This window comes from Alistipes onderdonkii (genome assembly GCF_025145285.1).
Taxonomy (GTDB): Bacteria; Bacteroidota; Bacteroidia; order Bacteroidales; family Rikenellaceae; genus Alistipes; species Alistipes onderdonkii.
In genome coordinates this window covers 3,380,468-3,396,668 of record NZ_CP102251.1, presented here as the reverse complement: position 1 = coordinate 3,396,668, position 16,201 = coordinate 3,380,468, and the positions used below count along the sequence as shown (strand labels likewise).

Genomic DNA, 16,201 nt, shown 5'->3' with positions numbered 1-16,201 from the left:
AATAGATCCCGACTACCTGACAAATAAGGTGAGGAGCCACGAAAATACCCTCTGCCAAATCCGTCCTTCCCGGCACTCCGTTTCTCCGATTTCCTCTGCCCTGCGCCACAAGCGGCCACTTCTGTGCCCGATGCTTCCATAGCCTTTCCAACTCTTTTACGTTCAGCCGGTTCCCCTTACTTTCGTTCCCGCATCGCTATTGGTGCTAACTAAAAACACTCGTAATTATGGACGAAAACGTAAAGAACGACGCTAAACAAGTCATGCTCGTTCAGAATGCCGACGACGGACGACTACAAGCCGTTACCGGCGTGGATCAGGACGGCAATATCCAGACCGCCGACCCCACGGATCAGAACGTGGCGAGCCTGCTGAACGTGAACACGCAGGATTCAGCCCTCGAAGCCTTCTTCAAAAAGTTCATGGAACAGGCCCAGAACCCCGTCCACACGGGTATCTTCGTCATGACGGAGAATGCCCTGAACAAACTTATCCGCATCGACTTCGACCCGGAGATTCTGGAAAATTACCGTATCGACCCCTCCGAACGGCTCCAGACGCAGGAGCAGCGGCAGTTCGAGCCGCTGGACGTCACGAAGATAGACCTGGCGGATATGGAGAAGAAAGGTATCCGCATGGAGGACATCGAGCCGCACCTGAAAGCCATGTCTTACGGACATAAATCCAACGGGCTGGTGGAGATGAACCCCGAACTGGAGAACGGGATGCGTGTTTCCACCAAAGGGCGCGTGTCGCTCGAAGAGCAGGCGGACGGCTCGCTGCGCGTCGTGCCGCATTACTGGCAGGAACGACCCGACCTCGACGCCCCCTTCCACGGGGTGCTGCTCGATGAGGAGGCGAAAACGAACCTGATGAACACCCGTCATGCCGGGAAAGTGATCGACCTGGAGCTGGAGCCGGGCAAGCTCACGCCCTGCTACGTGTCGATAGACAAATGGACGAACACGCTGGAACCCATGCCCGTTTCGTTACTCGAAAAACGTGCCCGCATCAAGGAGGCCGACCTCTCGGAAGGCAAGCAGATGGATTTCTACGGCGGCGGCAAGGTGTTGCTCGAAGGATATACCACCCGCGCGGGTTATAAGCGGGATGCCTATATCCAAATCGACGCGGCCGAACGTAACTATTCCTTTACCTACGACGGTTTGGATCGCAACCGCTACGCCCAGGAGAACAAGGAGATTTACCGCCAGAAGGCCGCCGAGAAAAACGGACGGCAGGAAACTACGGCCTCCGAACGACAGCCCACGCTCACGATTCACCGGACAATCCTCAAAGCCTCCGTGCCCAAAGAGGCTTATGACCAGTGGACGGAAGCGGTGAATGATCCCTCCAAGCGGGCGGATGTCAAGGCTTTCTACATCAAGGGCATGGTCAAGGACGGGCAGGGTGAGCCGTTCAACGCCTGGGTCAAGCCCAACTTCGAGCGTAACAAGATGGACTTCTTCCGCTGGAATCCCGACCGTGCGAAACGGCAGGGGGCGGAGGTCAAACCCGCCGTTGAAAGCCGTACCCAGGTCGCCGTCAATTCCGAGGGCAAGACCGTCGAAGCGGTCAAAGGTGTGAAAGAGCCGCTCAAGCAGGGACAGCAGGAGGCCACCCCGGCGCAGAAGAAAAATTACCGCAGCAGCAAAAAGAGCAACTCCAAAGGTGCCAAGGTATAACGTATGAAATGGTTCTACATGCAGGCCGGAGCCATGCCGCTCCTGATCGCGGCGCTGGCTGCCTTGTACCTCCGGCCGGGTAAACGCAGCCCCCCGGAGAAGGCGGACGACGGACGGCTGTATTACGACGGGAACGGCAACCATGTCTATTACGACCGCCGGCTGATCGCCCGTCCGGAAAAAGAGAAAGAAGAAGAACAACAAGAAAACAACCACTGAAAAATCCGAATCATCATGCAAGTAATTATCGCAGAAAAGCCCTCGGTGGCGCGTGAGATCGCCGCCATCGTGGGAGCCACGAACCGTAAAGACGGTTTTATCGAGGGAAACGGCTACGCCGTAACCTGGGCCTTCGGCCACCTGGTCGGGCTGGCAATGCCCCAACAGTACGGCATCGCGGGTTTCCGCCGGGAAAACCTGCCTATCCTGCCATCATCGTTCATCCTCCTGCCCCGGCAGGTTCGGGAGGGTAAAGAGTATAAGGCCGACCCGGGTGTCGTGAAGCAGCTCGGTATTCTCCGGGAATTGTTCGGCATGGCCGAGCGCATCATCGTCGCGACCGACGCGGGGCGTGAAGGGGAGCTGATCTTCCGCTACATCTACTCTTACCTGGAATGCCGCACCCCTTTCGTGCGGTTATGGATCAGCAGCCTGACCGACCGGGCCATTCGCGAGGGGTTACAACACCTCCGCCCCGGCAACGAATACGACAACCTCTACCTCTCGGCCAAAGCCCGCAGCGAAGCCGACTGGATCGTCGGTATCAACGCCTCGCAAGCGCTTGCCGTGGCTGCCGGGCGGGGTGTCTGGTCGCTCGGACGGGTGCAGACCCCCACGCTGGCGATCATCTGCTCCCGTTACCTGGAGAACAAGGCGTTCAAGCCCGCCGCCTATTTCCGGCTGAAGCTCTCCACGGCAAAGGAGGGCACGGAGTTCACCGTCCTCTCCACGGAGAAATTCGACGGCAGGGAGAAGGCGGAAGCAGCCCGCGCCGAGGTTATCGGCGCCCGAACGGTACGCGTCGTGAACGTGGAGCGCAAGGAGGCCAGGGAACAGCCGCCTCTCTTGTACGACCTGACGACACTCCAGAAAGAGGCCAACAGTCGGTATGGTTTTTCGGCAGAAAAAACGCTCGACATCGCCCAGTCGCTTTACGAGAAGAAGTTCATCACTTATCCCCGTACCGGCTCACGCTATATATCGGAAGATGTGGCCGAGGAGATTCCGGCACTCATCGGGAACATGACACGCTATCCCCGTTTCGCGGAATACGCGGGCAGGATGGATACCGCATCTCTCTCCCGCCGAAGCGTGGACAACGAAAAGATCGCCGACCACCACGCGCTGCTTCCCACCGAGAACCTCCCTTCCGAACTGGATGCCGACCACCGCATCGTCTATGAGATGGTCGCGGGGCGGATGCTCGAAACCTTTTCCGGGGCCTGCGTGAAAGAAAACACTTCCCTTACCCTGCAAAGCGCGGGACATGATTTCACGGCCCGCGGCAGTATCATGGTCGAGACGGGCTGGCGGGCCGTCCTGAATGAACCTGTCGAGGAGAAAGAGGAGGACATGACCCTCCTTCCCGACATCGTGCAAGGCGACGAGCTGCCCGTCAAGGGATGCGTCACGGAACAGAAACAGACCCGGCCGCGCCCCCTTCACACGGAATCGAGCCTGCTGGCGGCGATGGAAACCGCCGGACGCGAACTGTCCGACGAGGCCGAACGCGAGGCGATGAAGGATGCCGGCATCGGCACGCCCGCCACCCGTGCCGCCATCATCGAAACGCTCTTTGCCCGCGAGTATGTCAGGCGAGAGAAAAAGTCGCTTGTACCCACGGACAAGGGACTGGCCGTGTATGCCGTGGTCAGGGACAAGAAGATCGCCGATGTCGCCATGACGGGCGGCTGGGAACTGGCCCTCTCGAAGATCGCCACCGGGGAGATGGACGCCCCGACGTTCCATCGCGGTATCGAGGTCTTCGCCTCGCAAATCGCCAAAGAACTGCTGGAAGCAAGAATCGACGGCGCGGAGAGTGACACAGCCTGCCCGCGTTGCGGCAGGCCCGTGGTGTTCTATCCCAAACTCGCCAAGTGTCAGAATCCCGATTGCGGCCTGACCGTATGGAGAACCGTGGCCCGCAAGGAGCTGACCGACAAGCAGCTTGCGGAACTGCTGACCAAAGGCAAAACCGGCACGATCCGGGGATTCGTCAAAAACGGCGGCGGGACGTTCGACGCGGCCCTCACGCTCGATGACCAGTTCAAGACCTCGTTCGTTTCCGAACCGCGCGATACTCCCAGGCAGGGAAAGAGGAACAAACGGAAATAATCGTTACCTTTGCCACTGGAAAAGACCTGTCATAACGAGATACGCTTGTTTGATAAGGATTTTTTCAGTGGTCGGCGCTTCGGGTGGGAACCCGGGGCGCCTTTCTCTTCCCCGATTATCAACGACCACTAAAAATTCTTATCATGCCAGACAAGCAACACCATACCCCCACGGGGGAATTGTCCTATTACGGACTTTCGTTACTATCCTACCTCAAGGACAGCCACCCGGAACTCATCGCCGAAAGTGAGTTCATCGCCGAGCGGGCCGACAGCGCCGCCCAAGCGTACAGCGAGGCGATCCGTTCGGGCTGCAACCACATCGAGGCCGAAGAAATTGCCCGCGAGGAACTCTGCCGCGGACTGCACTTTTCACCCTACAACACGCTGGTAAACATCCTCTGGAGGGAATTCGAGGCGGAGATTCCCGAGGATACCGCCCGGCAGGCGGCTCTACGCCTGCTGCCCCTCTGCCGCGGGGTGCTGGAGAAGTACGACCTCACGGACGACTTCGCCGACACGCCCGACTATGAACTGTTCTATACCGAACTGACGGGAACCGTCCAAATACTTCTCGAAGATGGCATTCAATAAGAAAACCCACCTCCGCCAGAATATCGACGCGCTGAAGACGGCCTTCACGCTCGACAGGGAACGGCGGGCGCCGACTCCCGAAGAAGAAAGGACACTCGGCGCATACAGCGGCTTCGGCGCCATCAAGGAAGTGCTGGAAAACCCCACCGGGAAACCGGACAAGGACGGCATGGCAACGCTCGTGGCCGAGTTGCAAGAGGTCATCAGGGCGAACACCCCCGACGAACGGGAATACAAGCGCTACATGGACGGGATCAAGAACTCCGTCCTGACGGCTTTTTACACGCCCCCGAAAGTGGCAGACGCCATCGTGGAGGCGATATGGGATACGCGGATCGCCCCCCAACGTATTCTTGACCCCAGCGCGGGAACGGGGGTTTTCGTCAATGCCGTGGATTTCCACGACCCCTACGCGGAGATCACCTGCTTCGAGAAAGACCCCGCCACGGGGTTGATCCTGAAGCACCTGCACCCCGAAAAACGGGTGCGGGTACAGGGATTCGAACGTATCGAACCCAAATACGCCGGTTACTACGACGTGGCCGTGAGCAACATCCCTTTCGGGGACGTGGCGCTCTTCGACCCGTTCTTCTCCACCCATACCGACCCCGTGCGGCGGCAAGGCACACGGGCGCTGCACAACTATTTTTTCATGAAGTCCGTCGATATGGTACGCGAGGGCGGCCTGGTGGCATTCATCACCTCGCAGGGAGTATTGAACGCCGAGCAGGGACGCCCCGTGCGCGAGTGGCTGATGAACCGCTGCGAGCCCGTATCGGCCATCCGGCTGCCGAACAACCTCTTTACAGAACACGCGGGGACGGAGGTCGGCAGCGACCTGGTTATCCTGCAAAAGAAAGCCGCCACGGGGGAACTGTCCGAACGGCAGCGGGATTTCATCGAATCCCGCAAGCTGTCGAACGGCATCCGGATAAACAACCTTTTCCAGTCGTTCGACAGGGTGATCCATACCGAGGCCAAAGTAGGCAAAGACCCCTACGGCAAACCGGCGATGGAGTTCACCCACGCGGAGGGCGTGGACGGCATCGACCGGGAGATGCGGCGTATGCTCTCAGAGGATTTCAACCGGCATTTCAACGAGAGTTATTGCCTGGAACATGCTCCGGAACAGACACCCGGTACACCGGAGCGGGAATTGTCCCGTCCCCGTCAGGCGGAACGCCAGCGTGCCGAAAGACACGAGCCCCGCCTTGCCGGAGAAATCGTCAAGGAGATTATAGCCGACGCCCGTAACCTTCAGCAGCAGCGGGAAGAGGAGGAAAAACGCCGCGTCGTCGCCGAAATGGCGGCGCAGGGCTACCATGTCGATACCGAAACCGGGGAGATTACCCGAATCGAAAACAAACCCGGACAAGCGTTACCGGATTCTGCCGCCACTCCCGCCGGAGAACCGACCGGAGAGGATCTGGCCGACTTCGGGGCCTGGTCGAAAGAGCGGGAGAATCGCTTGTGGGAGCAGCACCCGCCGAAACCCGAAGATTTCGGCATGGCGGATACTCCCGTGCAGCACGTGGGCGGAACAACGGAACCGAAACCGCGGGAGGGCTTCGCCGGGTCGCTTTTCGACATGGTGGAAACGGCGGCTCCCGTACCTGCCACCCAAGCTGCCGAACCGGTAAACGTGCAGCAGGAACCGTTGCTGACGCTCTACGATCTGTTCGGCTTCAGCGCCGAGGAGCGGCGGCAGGCAGAACTCGGTATATCCAAGAAAAGGAACAGCCGCCGGGGAGCAAAGCGGAAGACGCCCCGGCAACCCTCGTTATTCGCCCCGGCCTCCTCTCCGGAGGAACAGAAGAGCGAAATGCCGAAAACGACGCCACCGGAGCGTGATCCCGAAGACTTGTATGCCTCCCTGAACTGGGAGGACAACCCGCCGATCAACGGCTTTTACGAGATGATGATGTCGCTTACCCCGGAACGGAGGGCGGAATTGCGCCGGCAAAACGCCCGGCAGCAGGAAACCCCGGAACAGCGGGAACGGCAGGCGGTACGCCCCCCGACGGAAGCCCCGAAAGACAGACGGAAACAAGCCGCCGGTACGCCGAGAACGGGCAGCCTGTTCGACACGCCGGACAATCCGGAGGAGGAAGAACCCGGTAAAGAAATGCCGCAGATACGGGAGGCGGATATGAAACCCCGCCCGTTCGAGGGTGAGGTCGCCCCCTATTTCCGCGAAGGGACACTCGTCACGGACGGACAAAACCGGGTCGGCTACCTGCGGGGGATTGAATCCCTGCAACCCATGTTCCACCCGCTGGAACTCACGCCTGCACAACGGACGAAAGCCTCCATGTATATCGAGATACGCGATGCCTATTACCACCTTTATAACAACGAGGCGGAAACGCTGACGGCGAACCCCGCCCTGCGGGAGATGCTCAACCGGCTTTACGACAATTTCACCGAACGCTTCGGACGGCTCAATGACAAACGCAACCTCGACCTGATCAAGATGGACGCGCGGGGGACGGAGATTCTATCGCTGGAGCGTTACATCGACGGCAAGGCACGCAAAGCCGACATCTTCGAGCGTCCCGTGGCCTTCAATCCCGATGAGATCACGCACGCCGACGACGCTTCGGAGGCCCTTGTGGCCAGCCTGAACAAGTACGGCCGGGTGGAACCGCACTACATGGCCTCGCTCACGGGAACTACCGTGGAGGGAATACTCGGGGAACTGAAAGGACGTATCTATTACAACCCGGAAACGGACGGCTACGAGGTTGCCGACAAGTTCATCGCCGGCAATGTCATCGGGAAAGCCGAACGGATCGAGGCGTTCCTGCGGGAGAATCCCGACCACGCCCCGGCCCGGGAATCGCTGGAGGCTCTGCGCGAGGCGACGCCCAAACCCATCGCTTTCGACGACCTGGACTTCAACCTGGGCGAACGGTGGATTCCAAAAGGTGTTTACGAGCGTTTCGCCTCCTCGCTCTTCGATACGGAGGTGAAGATCACCTTCGCCTCCAACCTGGACGAGTACGGCGTGAAGGCGGAAGCGACGAACGTGAAGATCACGGAGCAGTATGCCGTCAGCGCGCAGACCCGTAAGTACAACGGCCTGCACCTTTTGAAACACGCCCTGCAAAACACTTCGCCCGACATCACCAAGACCGTCCTCAAATGGGTGGACGGCGAACGGCGGGAGGTCAAAGTGCGTGACGGGGAGGCCATACAGCTCGCCAACAGCAAGATAGACGAGATCCGGGGTGCTTTCCCCGAATGGCTGCGCGAGCAGTCGTCCGACTTCAAAGACCGCCTGACAGACCTCTATAACCGTACTTTCAACTGTTACGTGCGCCCGAAGTACGACGGGACGCACCAGGAATTCCCCGACCTCGACCTCAAGGGGCTGGGAATAGACAATCTGTATGACAGCCAGAAGGACGCGATATGGATGGACAAACTGCTCGGCGGCGGGATAATCGACCACGAGGTGGGCGGCGGAAAGACCCTCATCATGTGCTGCGGGGCCTACGAGAAGAAACGCCTCGGGCTGGCCAATAAACCCATGATTATCGGGCTGAAAGCCAACATCCATGAAATAGCCCGGACGTTCTGTACCGCTTACCCGATGGCCAAAGTCCTCTACCCGGGCAAGGAGGATTTCACGCCCCGGAAGCGTGAGCGCATCTTCCGGGAGATACGCAACAACGACTGGGACGCCGTGATCCTCTCGCACGAACAGTTCGGCATGATACCCCAGTCTCCGGAGATACAGCAGGAGATATTGCAGGCCGAGCTGGACTGTGTGGAGGAGAACCTCGAAGTGCTCAAAGCACAAGGCAGGGACGTTTCCCGCGCCATGATGAAAGGGTGTCAGAAACGCAAGGCCAACCTGGAAGCCAAGTTGCAGAAGGTGGCGCACGCGCTGGAAACACGCAAGGACGACGCCGTGGACTTCCGCCTCATGGGTATCGACCACCTCTACGTGGACGAGAGCCATAAATTCAAGAACCTGACTTTCACGACCCGGCATGACCGGGTGGCGGGCCTCGGAAATCCCGAGGGGTCGCAGCGGGCGCTCAACATGCTTTTCGCGCTGCGTACCATACAGCAGCGCACGGGCCGCGACCTGGGGGCGACGTTCCTCTCGGGAACGACCATCTCCAACTCGCTCACGGAACTGTACCTGCTTTTCAAGTACCTGCGCCCGAAGGAGCTGGAGCGTCAGAATATCCGCACCTTCGATGCCTGGGCGGCCATATTTGCCAAGAAAACCATCGACTACGAGTTTTCCGTGACCAACGAGGTCGTGCAGAAAGAACGGTTCCGATATTTCATCAAGGTTCCCGAACTGGCCATGTTCTACTCCGAGATTACAGATTACCGCTCGGCGGAGGATATAGGGATCGACCGACCGCAAAAGAACGAGATATTGCACAATATCCCGCCGACACCCCAGCAGACGGAGTTCATAGAACGACTGGTGCAGTTCGCCAAATCGGGCGATGCCACGCTCCTGGGCCGCCTGCCGCTCTCGGAGCGGGAGGAAAAGGCGAAAATGCTCATTGCCACAGACTACGCCCGCAAGATGTCGCTCGATATGCGTATGATAGACCCCGAACTATACAGCGACCACGTGGACAACAAGGCGAGCCACTGCGCCCGTATGATTGCCGGTTACTACCGCCGTTTCGAGGCGTACAAAGGTACGCAGTTCGTATTCTCCGACCTGGGAACCTACAAACCCGGAGCGGGGTGGAACGTCTATTCCGAGATACGGCGTAAACTCGCGGAGGATTACGGCATACCCCAAAGCGAGGTGCGGTTCATCCAGGAGGCGACCTCGGAAAAAGCGCGCAAGGAGATGATCGCCGGTATGAACACCGGAAAAATCCGCGTACTCTTCGGATCGACCGAGATGCTCGGGACGGGAGTGAACGCGCAGAAACGCTGCGTGGCGATACACCACCTGGACTGCCCCTGGCGTCCCAGCGACCTGGAGCAGCGCGACGGGCGGGGAATACGCACCGGGAACGAGATCGCCAAACTCCATGCCGACAACAAGGTGGACGTGATATTATACGCCGTCGAGAAGTCGCTCGACGCCTACAAGTTCGGGCTGTTGCACAACAAGCAACTGTTCATCCGCCAGCTCAAGACCAACAACATGGGAAGCCGTACCATCGACGAGGGGGCCATCGACGAAAAGAGCGGCATGAATTTTTCCGAGTATGTCGCCGTCCTCTCGGGAAATACAGACCTGCTGGACAAAGCCCGCCTGGAGAAGAAGATTGCCACGCTCGAAAGCGAACGCCAGGCATTCGTGCGCGGCAAATCATCGAGCCGCTACAAGCTGGAGCAGATCACGGAGAAGATAGAGAAGAACAACGACCTGATACGGCGTATCGGCAAGGATCTGGAACACTTCAAGGCCCGCGTCGAGTTCAACGAGGACGGCTCGTACCGCAATCCCGTGAAACTGAACGGGCTGGAAACCTCCGACCCCAAGCTCATCGGGAAACAGCTCAACCATATCGCCGAAACGGCACGCACGCTCGACAGGCTCGAACCCATCGGGAGCCTCTACGGGTTCGAGCTGCTCGTCCAGAGCGAAACGACCGGGAAAGACGGGCTCGACCTGGTGCAGAACCGTTTTTATGTCCGGGGTGAAGGGGATTATCTATACCAGTATAACTACGGGAATATCGCCTCCGACCCGCGACTGGCGGCGATGAACTTCATCCACGCGCTCGCGACCATCGAGCCGACACTGGAGAAATTCCGGAAAAAGAATGAGGAACTGGAGAAAGATATTCCCGTCCTGCGGGAAGTGGTGGAAAGTTCCTGGCGCAAGGAGCCCGAACTGACGGCCCTGAAAGCTGACCTGACGGAAATAGACCGCAGGATACAGCAAAGCCTCAAACCGATAGAAGAGAGCGAGGGAAAGGAGGCGGAGGAGGATAACGACGTGTGCCGGGAACGGCATGACACGGCGGAAGAGCTCCCGAAGGAAGACAACACGGCGGCCCGTATTCCTTCCCGGCTGCGGCAGATTGCCGACGCCTCCGGGGGGCGCATCGTGATCGCGGGCGTGGGCAGCCCGCCGGAGAACGGCCCTGCGAAGAAAGGGATCAAGATGTAAACGAAAAGCCGACGGAAGTACAGATTTCCATCGGCTTTTTTCATATGTCCGTGAGCGTTGTCGTCACACTTCCTGCAAGAGTGTTTGCAGCTCCTCCTGCGTGGGAAGATAGGTCATGTACTGGGCGGCGAAGACCTGCTTTTCATCTTCGGGCAGCGTATAACGGACGACCGCGTCGTTTTTCTCCGCGCAGAGGACGATACCCACCGGAGGGTTATCCCCGGGATTCATCAACTCACGGGTGTAGTAATTGACATACATCTGCATCTGCCCCAAATCCTGATGGGTCAGCTCCCCGGATTTAAGGTCTATTAAAACGAAACAACGGGCCAGGTAATTGTAAAAGACCAGGTCGATGTAGAAATGCTTGTCATCGAAGGAGATACGCTTCTGTCGCGCGACGAAGGCGAAGCCTTTCCCGAGTTCGAGCATCAAGCGCTGCAAGCGGCTGATGAGCAGTTGCTCCAGATCGGTTTCCAGAAAATGCTCTCCCTGCGGGATACCGAGAAACTCCAGGATATACGGGTCGCGGATGATCTCTTTGGGTTCGACACGTCCGGGTTCGGTACGGGAAATCTCCTCTTTCACAGCTTTCTTGTCTCGGCTGGCCAGCAGGCGGTCATAGAAAAGCGTGTTGATTTGGCGGTCGAGCTGCCGGACACTCCAGTTTTCCTTGACGCACTCGTGCAGGTAAAAATCACGGGCGGCATCGCCCGACACCTTGAGAAGCGTGCGGCAATGCGACCAGCTCAATTTATCACACAGCGTGTGATATTTCGGGTAGCACTGGTAAAACTGCCTCATGTACCGCAGGTTGGTGGCCGTGAACCCGTTTCCGAACTCCGCCACGAGCCGCCTGGAAAGGGTGTTGATGACAGCCTTGCCATATCCGGCACGGTCGGTTCCCTGCTGCTCGTACTCCACTATGTATTTCCCTACCTGCCAGTAAGCCCTCACGAGGGTCGAATTGACATGATGTATCACCTTCGCGCGCGCTTCCTGCAAGATATGGCGCACATTATGCAGCAGCTCTTCCTCCCCTTTGTCGGCAGGATATATTTTATCAGTTTCTTTCATTGCTTCATTATTATATAGGCTTCATTCAGCAAACATACTGATTTTACGGCAAATATCGAGCGGTTGTACCGCCTTGTCGTGCCTTATTCCATGTATCTCCGCGTTTTTCCATGACGCCGGACTCTCGGGACAGGGCCTAACCGGAACCGGCAGGACGATCCTTTTTCAGCTTGCGGAAATTACTGAAGTTACGCTCGATGAACCGCAGGACGTCCGATTCCCGGTAGAAGGTCTTGTGATAGATCATCTCGTAAGGCAGCTCTCCCGAGGTGCGGTAACGCTGGAGTGTGCGCTTGCTGATATTGAGCATACGGCACAGGTCGTAATTGTCCAGAAGACGCTCCCCGTCAGGCAGGATGGAAAGCGGTTGCTCCACGTCCCCCGCGCACAGCTTCTCGATACGTTCCAGCCGTTCCGAGAGCCGCTGCATCCATCCGTCGAAATATTCCTTGTCCAGAAACATGGCCTACTCCTTTGGTTGGTTCTTGCGCCGCACGGAACGCTCCTTCAGCACACGGCGGATTTCCGTGAGGGAATAATACAGCTTCCGGTTGATGGCCGAATAGGTGATCACGTGATCCGAGCGGAGGCGTTGAAGGGTACGCCCGCTGATACCCAGGTAACGGCAGACCTGCTCGCCGTCCATCCATTCGTCGTTTATATACTCCTTATTCCATGCACGCCCCTTTTCAGGGAGAGAGGCGATTGCAGCCTCTATTTTCTCTATACGCCCGACAAGCTCGTTATAGGCTCGCGAACCGATCACTATGATTTTCATACTCCTTTGTTTTTTAGTCTGTTACAAAGGTCGGGCTTATATGGACAGCTTAAAACGAGGTCGGTACGACTTTTTTTTGATAATTTGCAGTGAACTGATTCTCAACGGTTCATGCGGTGAAGAAGGCAGTGTTTTTTACCGAAATCCGCGGCCCGTACTCGGTATTTTTATGGGCAGAAATGCGATAGAATACTGTGATTCAACGCTTAACGGTGTTCTAATCCGGACGGGGCTACAACGGAACACCCGTATCGGCTCCTTATACGGGTGCAAATACGGGCGTTCGGGAAAGTTCCTTTCGAGAGTTACGGGGGAAAACCGACCTCGGTTCTTTTGTTATATACAACGCTGATTATCAGTGTTTCTATAAGGAATAGAGTGCTTTACCGGTTCATATTCTACTCGGAATTGCCGTTTTTCTTGTTTCGCTTCCACGTCTGCATACGTTTAAGCAGGGCCTCTTTCGCCTTGTCAAGCCACGGTGTCGGGTTGTTTCGGATTTTCATATCGCAGAATGTCCTCGAAAGGTTCATGTCGAGGTGTACGTTGAAAGCGTTGGAAATGTAGCTGGCAAGTTGCGTGAGTGGCACATTGCCGAAACAGCCTTTACTGTCGAGCAGGTAAATAAGTTCCGTCAGATCCGTCTTCGAGTCCTGCCATGTCGGACGCACGTCAGACAATGGCAGAACCATGTTCCGGAGGTTCGTGCTCTCCAGTGATTCCAATTCGCCCATAAGATAAACCGACAACATATCGTTGGCCAGGATTTTCGCCACCTTGAAATCCGCGTTTGTCGAAAACTGCGGGTCGAGTTCATAGTAGAAGGTTTCCAGGTATTGCTCCGTGTCGGTCTGCCCGCGCAGGAAATAGAGGCTGTCCAGGTGTGTAGCGCCGCTGCGGAAATAGCGGATAAAGTCAAGGCGTTTCTGCGTGTACGCGTTGATGGCCCGAACATGGGCGTCCAGGTACTCCCGTTGTGCCTCGATACTTCCTACCGGACGGTTCATCTCGATATTGTAGAGCTTGCGGTAATAGATCAGACGGCAAAAAAGACGGGGTTTGATTTCTTTGAAGAACTTTATTTCCTCGTCATCGTTTTGAAAACGGTAGCCGATGATATATTGTTTCAAACGGTCGAACGCTTCTCCCAGGACACGTGACGCTTCAAGCGACTTTTTCAACACGTCGGTATCCCGCGATTCGATACGTTCGATACTCCGCAGGACTTCGCTGTTTAATTTTTCTATAAATGCAATCATAATCCGTCTTGTTACTTTCGCGTATAAAGTTAGCGAATCGAAAAACCGGCGGATTACGATTTTTATCTTTCTCTTCGTTTTTTTATCACGAGGCCGATTTTAATGTCAGATCCGGCCTTCCTGGCGGATGGAAGTGGGATTGCTCCCCATATTCCGCTTGCAAAAGTCCGTAAAGTGGGATTGGGCGGAGAAACCGCACATGTAGGCTATTTCCTGCAACGTGTAGTGTGTCGTCCGCAGCAACTCCCCGATACGTTCGATACGGCGCTGACGTAACCACGAGGAGGCCGAGCAGCCGAAAACCCGCTGGAAACGCCGGCGGAAGGTAATCGTGCTGGAATACCCGCAAACCCCGGCGAGTTCCGTGACGTTATCCGAGGCAAGATAATTCGATTTGACACGGGAGATGAACTCGTAATCGTCCCCCAGGTGCAACAGCTCCTCGAACTCCCCGACATCGGCGGGAGTGAGATGTTCATAAGAGGCGTCGAGCATTTTCAGCATGACAGCAGCGTTACATTCAACGGGCATACCCAATGTCTTACGGGCTTCACGCAGGTAATTCTTAAACCGCAGCCGCAGCGTGTCGTGATGCGGGTAGGAACACTGGAACAGAATGGTGCAGACCGTCCGCAGTTCATCGACACAACAGTAGCCGAAATACCACGTTACAAGACGCTCGACGTAATGGACGGCATGAAACTCCTCCGAAAGCATCAGAAGAAGCAGGAACGGGGTGAAATCCTGGTATTCCCCCGTTATGGGACGGGGTGCTTCGTCAAGCAAGGAGGCAATGTCCCGCATCAGAAGAGAATCTCCCGAGTACGCTTTTATTTGTTCGGAACTGCGGGCATAATCCCGGTAACGCGATATGACCGCCGACAAAGCATTGAACTTCACGGCGTGAACGCCTTCTATAAAGGAAGGGCGAAGACTGTTGTAAATGGATAAGTCGGTTTGCATAAGTCATTTCTATAAAACGGAGCCGCATCCCCTTGTTGCCAAAGCTCCGCAAGTCGTTACTTATGAACCGCTTGGAACACGGTACGAATCCTAATTACAAATATATCGCATCCGACAATCCGGAACAAATATCAGCAGGCAAAAATGAAAATAAACCTCGTTATTTTTGATTTTTACCTGCAATAATATTATATTTGCAAACAAATAAGAGTTGTTTGACAGCATGAGAAATATAGTGTATCAAAGCACTTTACCAATTTCTTATCCGTTGCCTATTCTCATGCGAGTTTCTTTTAATCTATTTGTAGTCAATTAAATACCTTCAGACTACATCAAATATACGAAAAAAGGCTGTACGGCGGCAACCGCAGGGCATTTTTCCGTAAAAAACGACATCGGGGAACGGCTTGCGCCCGCCCGGGGGCCGTGCCGGAAAAAACGGCCAGGGTAAACGGGAGAACGAACGGCAAAGCGACCGGAAAGGCCGCCCGGGCAAAGGCAAGGCAGCAACAATCCGATGGCGCGACGGCTGGCGGGCGGCAACGTTGTCAGGATCCGGAAGCAGGGCGCCCGGCAGAGACGCCGCGCAGCGCCCGCACACCCAGGAAACCGACACGCAGCGCAGGAATAAGTATTTTTACTGAAGGTTTGCACGGGGCGGCCAGCTATCTTTGCACCAAAAAGACAACACCATGAAACAGGAACGACATGCGACGACACTCGCGGAGGATTTGCAGGAGGCTTCGGCCAACACGGCCGAATACGGGGAGTTTTTCACCGGGTTGACGGGGATCACCGACAGGAAACCCGTCGACGACGCATTGGGCGAGCGAATACAGGGCTATGTGCTCGGCTGGCTCGAGGGGCATCCGCTGACGGCATTCGACGACTATTCCGCGACCGCCTACCGCCGCACCTATCTGGGCCGATCGCCGGAAACGGGATGGGAGGCGATCGTGATGAGCTGGCAGGAGGGCAACCGCACGAGCATCCATGCCCACCCGCAGTTCGCAGGCTACCACTTCGCCGACGGCAGGTTCCGGCTCGAAATCTTCGAGCCCGCAGGCGACGGCACGGCACGTCCGGTGCACAGCGCCGAGGTCGAAGCCCCGTGTGCATTCTTCGCAATCGGGAAGCCGGGATGTTTCGACAACCACATACACCGCATCACCTGCCTGAGCCCCACGGGGCACAGCCTGCACGTCTATTCGGACGACGCACTCCGCGGCGAGGTATACGGCGAAGCGGATGAATAAGCCCCGGACTCCCCTCCCGCTCCCCTACTCCGGAGCGCCGCAACTGCCCCCCCCGGGAATCACGGCAGCAGGGACAACGGGTAAAACCGGAACACCGTGACTGTCCTCCCCCGAAACCACAGATGCAGGGGCATGGGTAAAACCGGA

The 16,201-nt window shown here is 56.9% G+C and carries 11 protein-coding genes; 6 read left to right on the top strand and 5 right to left on the bottom strand.

What is annotated here, in order from left to right:
* Positions 1–227 precede the first annotated feature (227 nt).
* The 5 genes from NQ559_RS14005 to NQ559_RS13985 all read left to right on the top strand — a co-directional run bounded on the left by NQ559_RS14005 (position 228) and on the right by NQ559_RS13985 (position 10,721).
* Positions 228–1,685: a DUF3945 domain-containing protein gene (locus NQ559_RS14005; RefSeq protein WP_005681362.1), complete on the top strand. Its 1,458-nt coding sequence runs from the start codon at positions 228–230 to the stop codon at positions 1,683–1,685.
* A gap of 3 nt (positions 1,686–1,688) precedes the next feature.
* A complete protein-coding gene (locus NQ559_RS14000) occupies positions 1,689–1,904 on the top strand; it encodes a hypothetical protein (protein ID WP_005681363.1) in 216 nt (71 codons plus the stop codon).
* Between the two features lie 15 nt (positions 1,905–1,919).
* A complete protein-coding gene (locus NQ559_RS13995) occupies positions 1,920–4,019 on the top strand; it encodes a type IA DNA topoisomerase (RefSeq protein ID WP_018697076.1) in 2,100 nt (699 codons plus the stop codon).
* 143 nt (positions 4,020–4,162) lie between these two features.
* Entirely contained in the window at positions 4,163–4,612 is a 450-nt protein-coding gene (locus NQ559_RS13990) for a DUF1896 family protein (protein ID WP_004295482.1), read from the top strand.
* Positions 4,599–10,721, top strand: coding sequence for a helicase-like domain-containing protein (locus NQ559_RS13985; protein WP_018697078.1), 6,123 nt, complete (start codon positions 4,599–4,601; stop codon positions 10,719–10,721). Before NQ559_RS13990 ends, NQ559_RS13985 begins: the two co-directional genes overlap by 14 nt.
* Before the next feature lie 63 nt (positions 10,722–10,784).
* Here the strand turns inward: NQ559_RS13985 and NQ559_RS13980 are convergent, their stop codons facing one another.
* The 5 genes from NQ559_RS13980 to NQ559_RS13960 all read right to left on the bottom strand — a co-directional run bounded on the left by NQ559_RS13980 (position 10,785) and on the right by NQ559_RS13960 (position 14,798).
* A complete protein-coding gene (locus tag NQ559_RS13980) occupies positions 10,785–11,798 on the bottom strand; it encodes a PDDEXK nuclease domain-containing protein (protein WP_004295486.1) in 1,014 nt (337 codons plus the stop codon).
* Between the two features lie 136 nt (positions 11,799–11,934).
* Positions 11,935–12,261 carry a helix-turn-helix domain-containing protein gene (locus NQ559_RS13975; RefSeq protein ID WP_004295487.1) on the bottom strand — a complete coding sequence of 109 codons (327 nt, stop codon included), beginning with the start codon at positions 12,259–12,261 and terminating at the stop codon, positions 11,935–11,937.
* A 3-nt stretch (positions 12,262–12,264) separates the two neighbouring features.
* Positions 12,265–12,576: a helix-turn-helix domain-containing protein gene (locus NQ559_RS13970; protein ID WP_004295488.1), complete on the bottom strand. Its 312-nt coding sequence runs from the start codon at positions 12,574–12,576 to the stop codon at positions 12,265–12,267.
* Positions 12,577–12,974: 398 nt separating this feature from the next.
* Positions 12,975–13,835 carry an RteC domain-containing protein gene (locus tag NQ559_RS13965; RefSeq protein ID WP_004303821.1) on the bottom strand — a complete coding sequence of 287 codons (861 nt, stop codon included), beginning with the start codon at positions 13,833–13,835 and terminating at the stop codon, positions 12,975–12,977.
* A gap of 105 nt (positions 13,836–13,940) precedes the next feature.
* Entirely contained in the window at positions 13,941–14,798 is an 858-nt protein-coding gene (locus NQ559_RS13960) for a helix-turn-helix transcriptional regulator (protein WP_005681366.1), read from the bottom strand.
* Between the two features lie 692 nt (positions 14,799–15,490).
* On the opposite strand from NQ559_RS13960, the gene NQ559_RS13955 reads away from it, so the two are divergent.
* Positions 15,491–16,054 (top strand): cupin domain-containing protein, encoded by a 564-nt coding sequence (locus tag NQ559_RS13955; protein ID WP_018697080.1) that lies wholly within the window; start codon positions 15,491–15,493, stop codon positions 16,052–16,054.
* The last annotated feature ends 147 nt before the right edge of the window (positions 16,055–16,201 follow it).

What these genes read in the sequence shown, in the direction of transcription:
- NQ559_RS13960 (WP_005681366.1), bottom strand. Translation starts at nt 14,798, where the DNA reads ATGCAAACCGACTTATCCATTTACAACAGTCTTCGCCCTTCCTTTATA.
- NQ559_RS13985 (WP_018697078.1), top strand. Translation starts at nt 4,599, where the DNA reads ATGGCATTCAATAAGAAAACCCACCTCCGCCAGAATATCGACGCGCTG.
- NQ559_RS13995 (WP_018697076.1), top strand. Translation starts at nt 1,920, where the DNA reads ATGCAAGTAATTATCGCAGAAAAGCCCTCGGTGGCGCGTGAGATCGCC.
- NQ559_RS14000 (WP_005681363.1), top strand. Translation starts at nt 1,689, where the DNA reads ATGAAATGGTTCTACATGCAGGCCGGAGCCATGCCGCTCCTGATCGCG.
- NQ559_RS13980 (WP_004295486.1), bottom strand. Translation starts at nt 11,798, where the DNA reads ATGAAAGAAACTGATAAAATATATCCTGCCGACAAAGGGGAGGAAGAG.
- NQ559_RS13970 (WP_004295488.1), bottom strand. Translation starts at nt 12,576, where the DNA reads ATGAAAATCATAGTGATCGGTTCGCGAGCCTATAACGAGCTTGTCGGG.
- NQ559_RS14005 (WP_005681362.1), top strand. Translation starts at nt 228, where the DNA reads ATGGACGAAAACGTAAAGAACGACGCTAAACAAGTCATGCTCGTTCAG.
- NQ559_RS13955 (WP_018697080.1), top strand. Translation starts at nt 15,491, where the DNA reads ATGAAACAGGAACGACATGCGACGACACTCGCGGAGGATTTGCAGGAG.
- NQ559_RS13975 (WP_004295487.1), bottom strand. Translation starts at nt 12,261, where the DNA reads ATGTTTCTGGACAAGGAATATTTCGACGGATGGATGCAGCGGCTCTCG.
- NQ559_RS13965 (WP_004303821.1), bottom strand. Translation starts at nt 13,835, where the DNA reads ATGATTGCATTTATAGAAAAATTAAACAGCGAAGTCCTGCGGAGTATC.
- NQ559_RS13990 (WP_004295482.1), top strand. Translation starts at nt 4,163, where the DNA reads ATGCCAGACAAGCAACACCATACCCCCACGGGGGAATTGTCCTATTAC.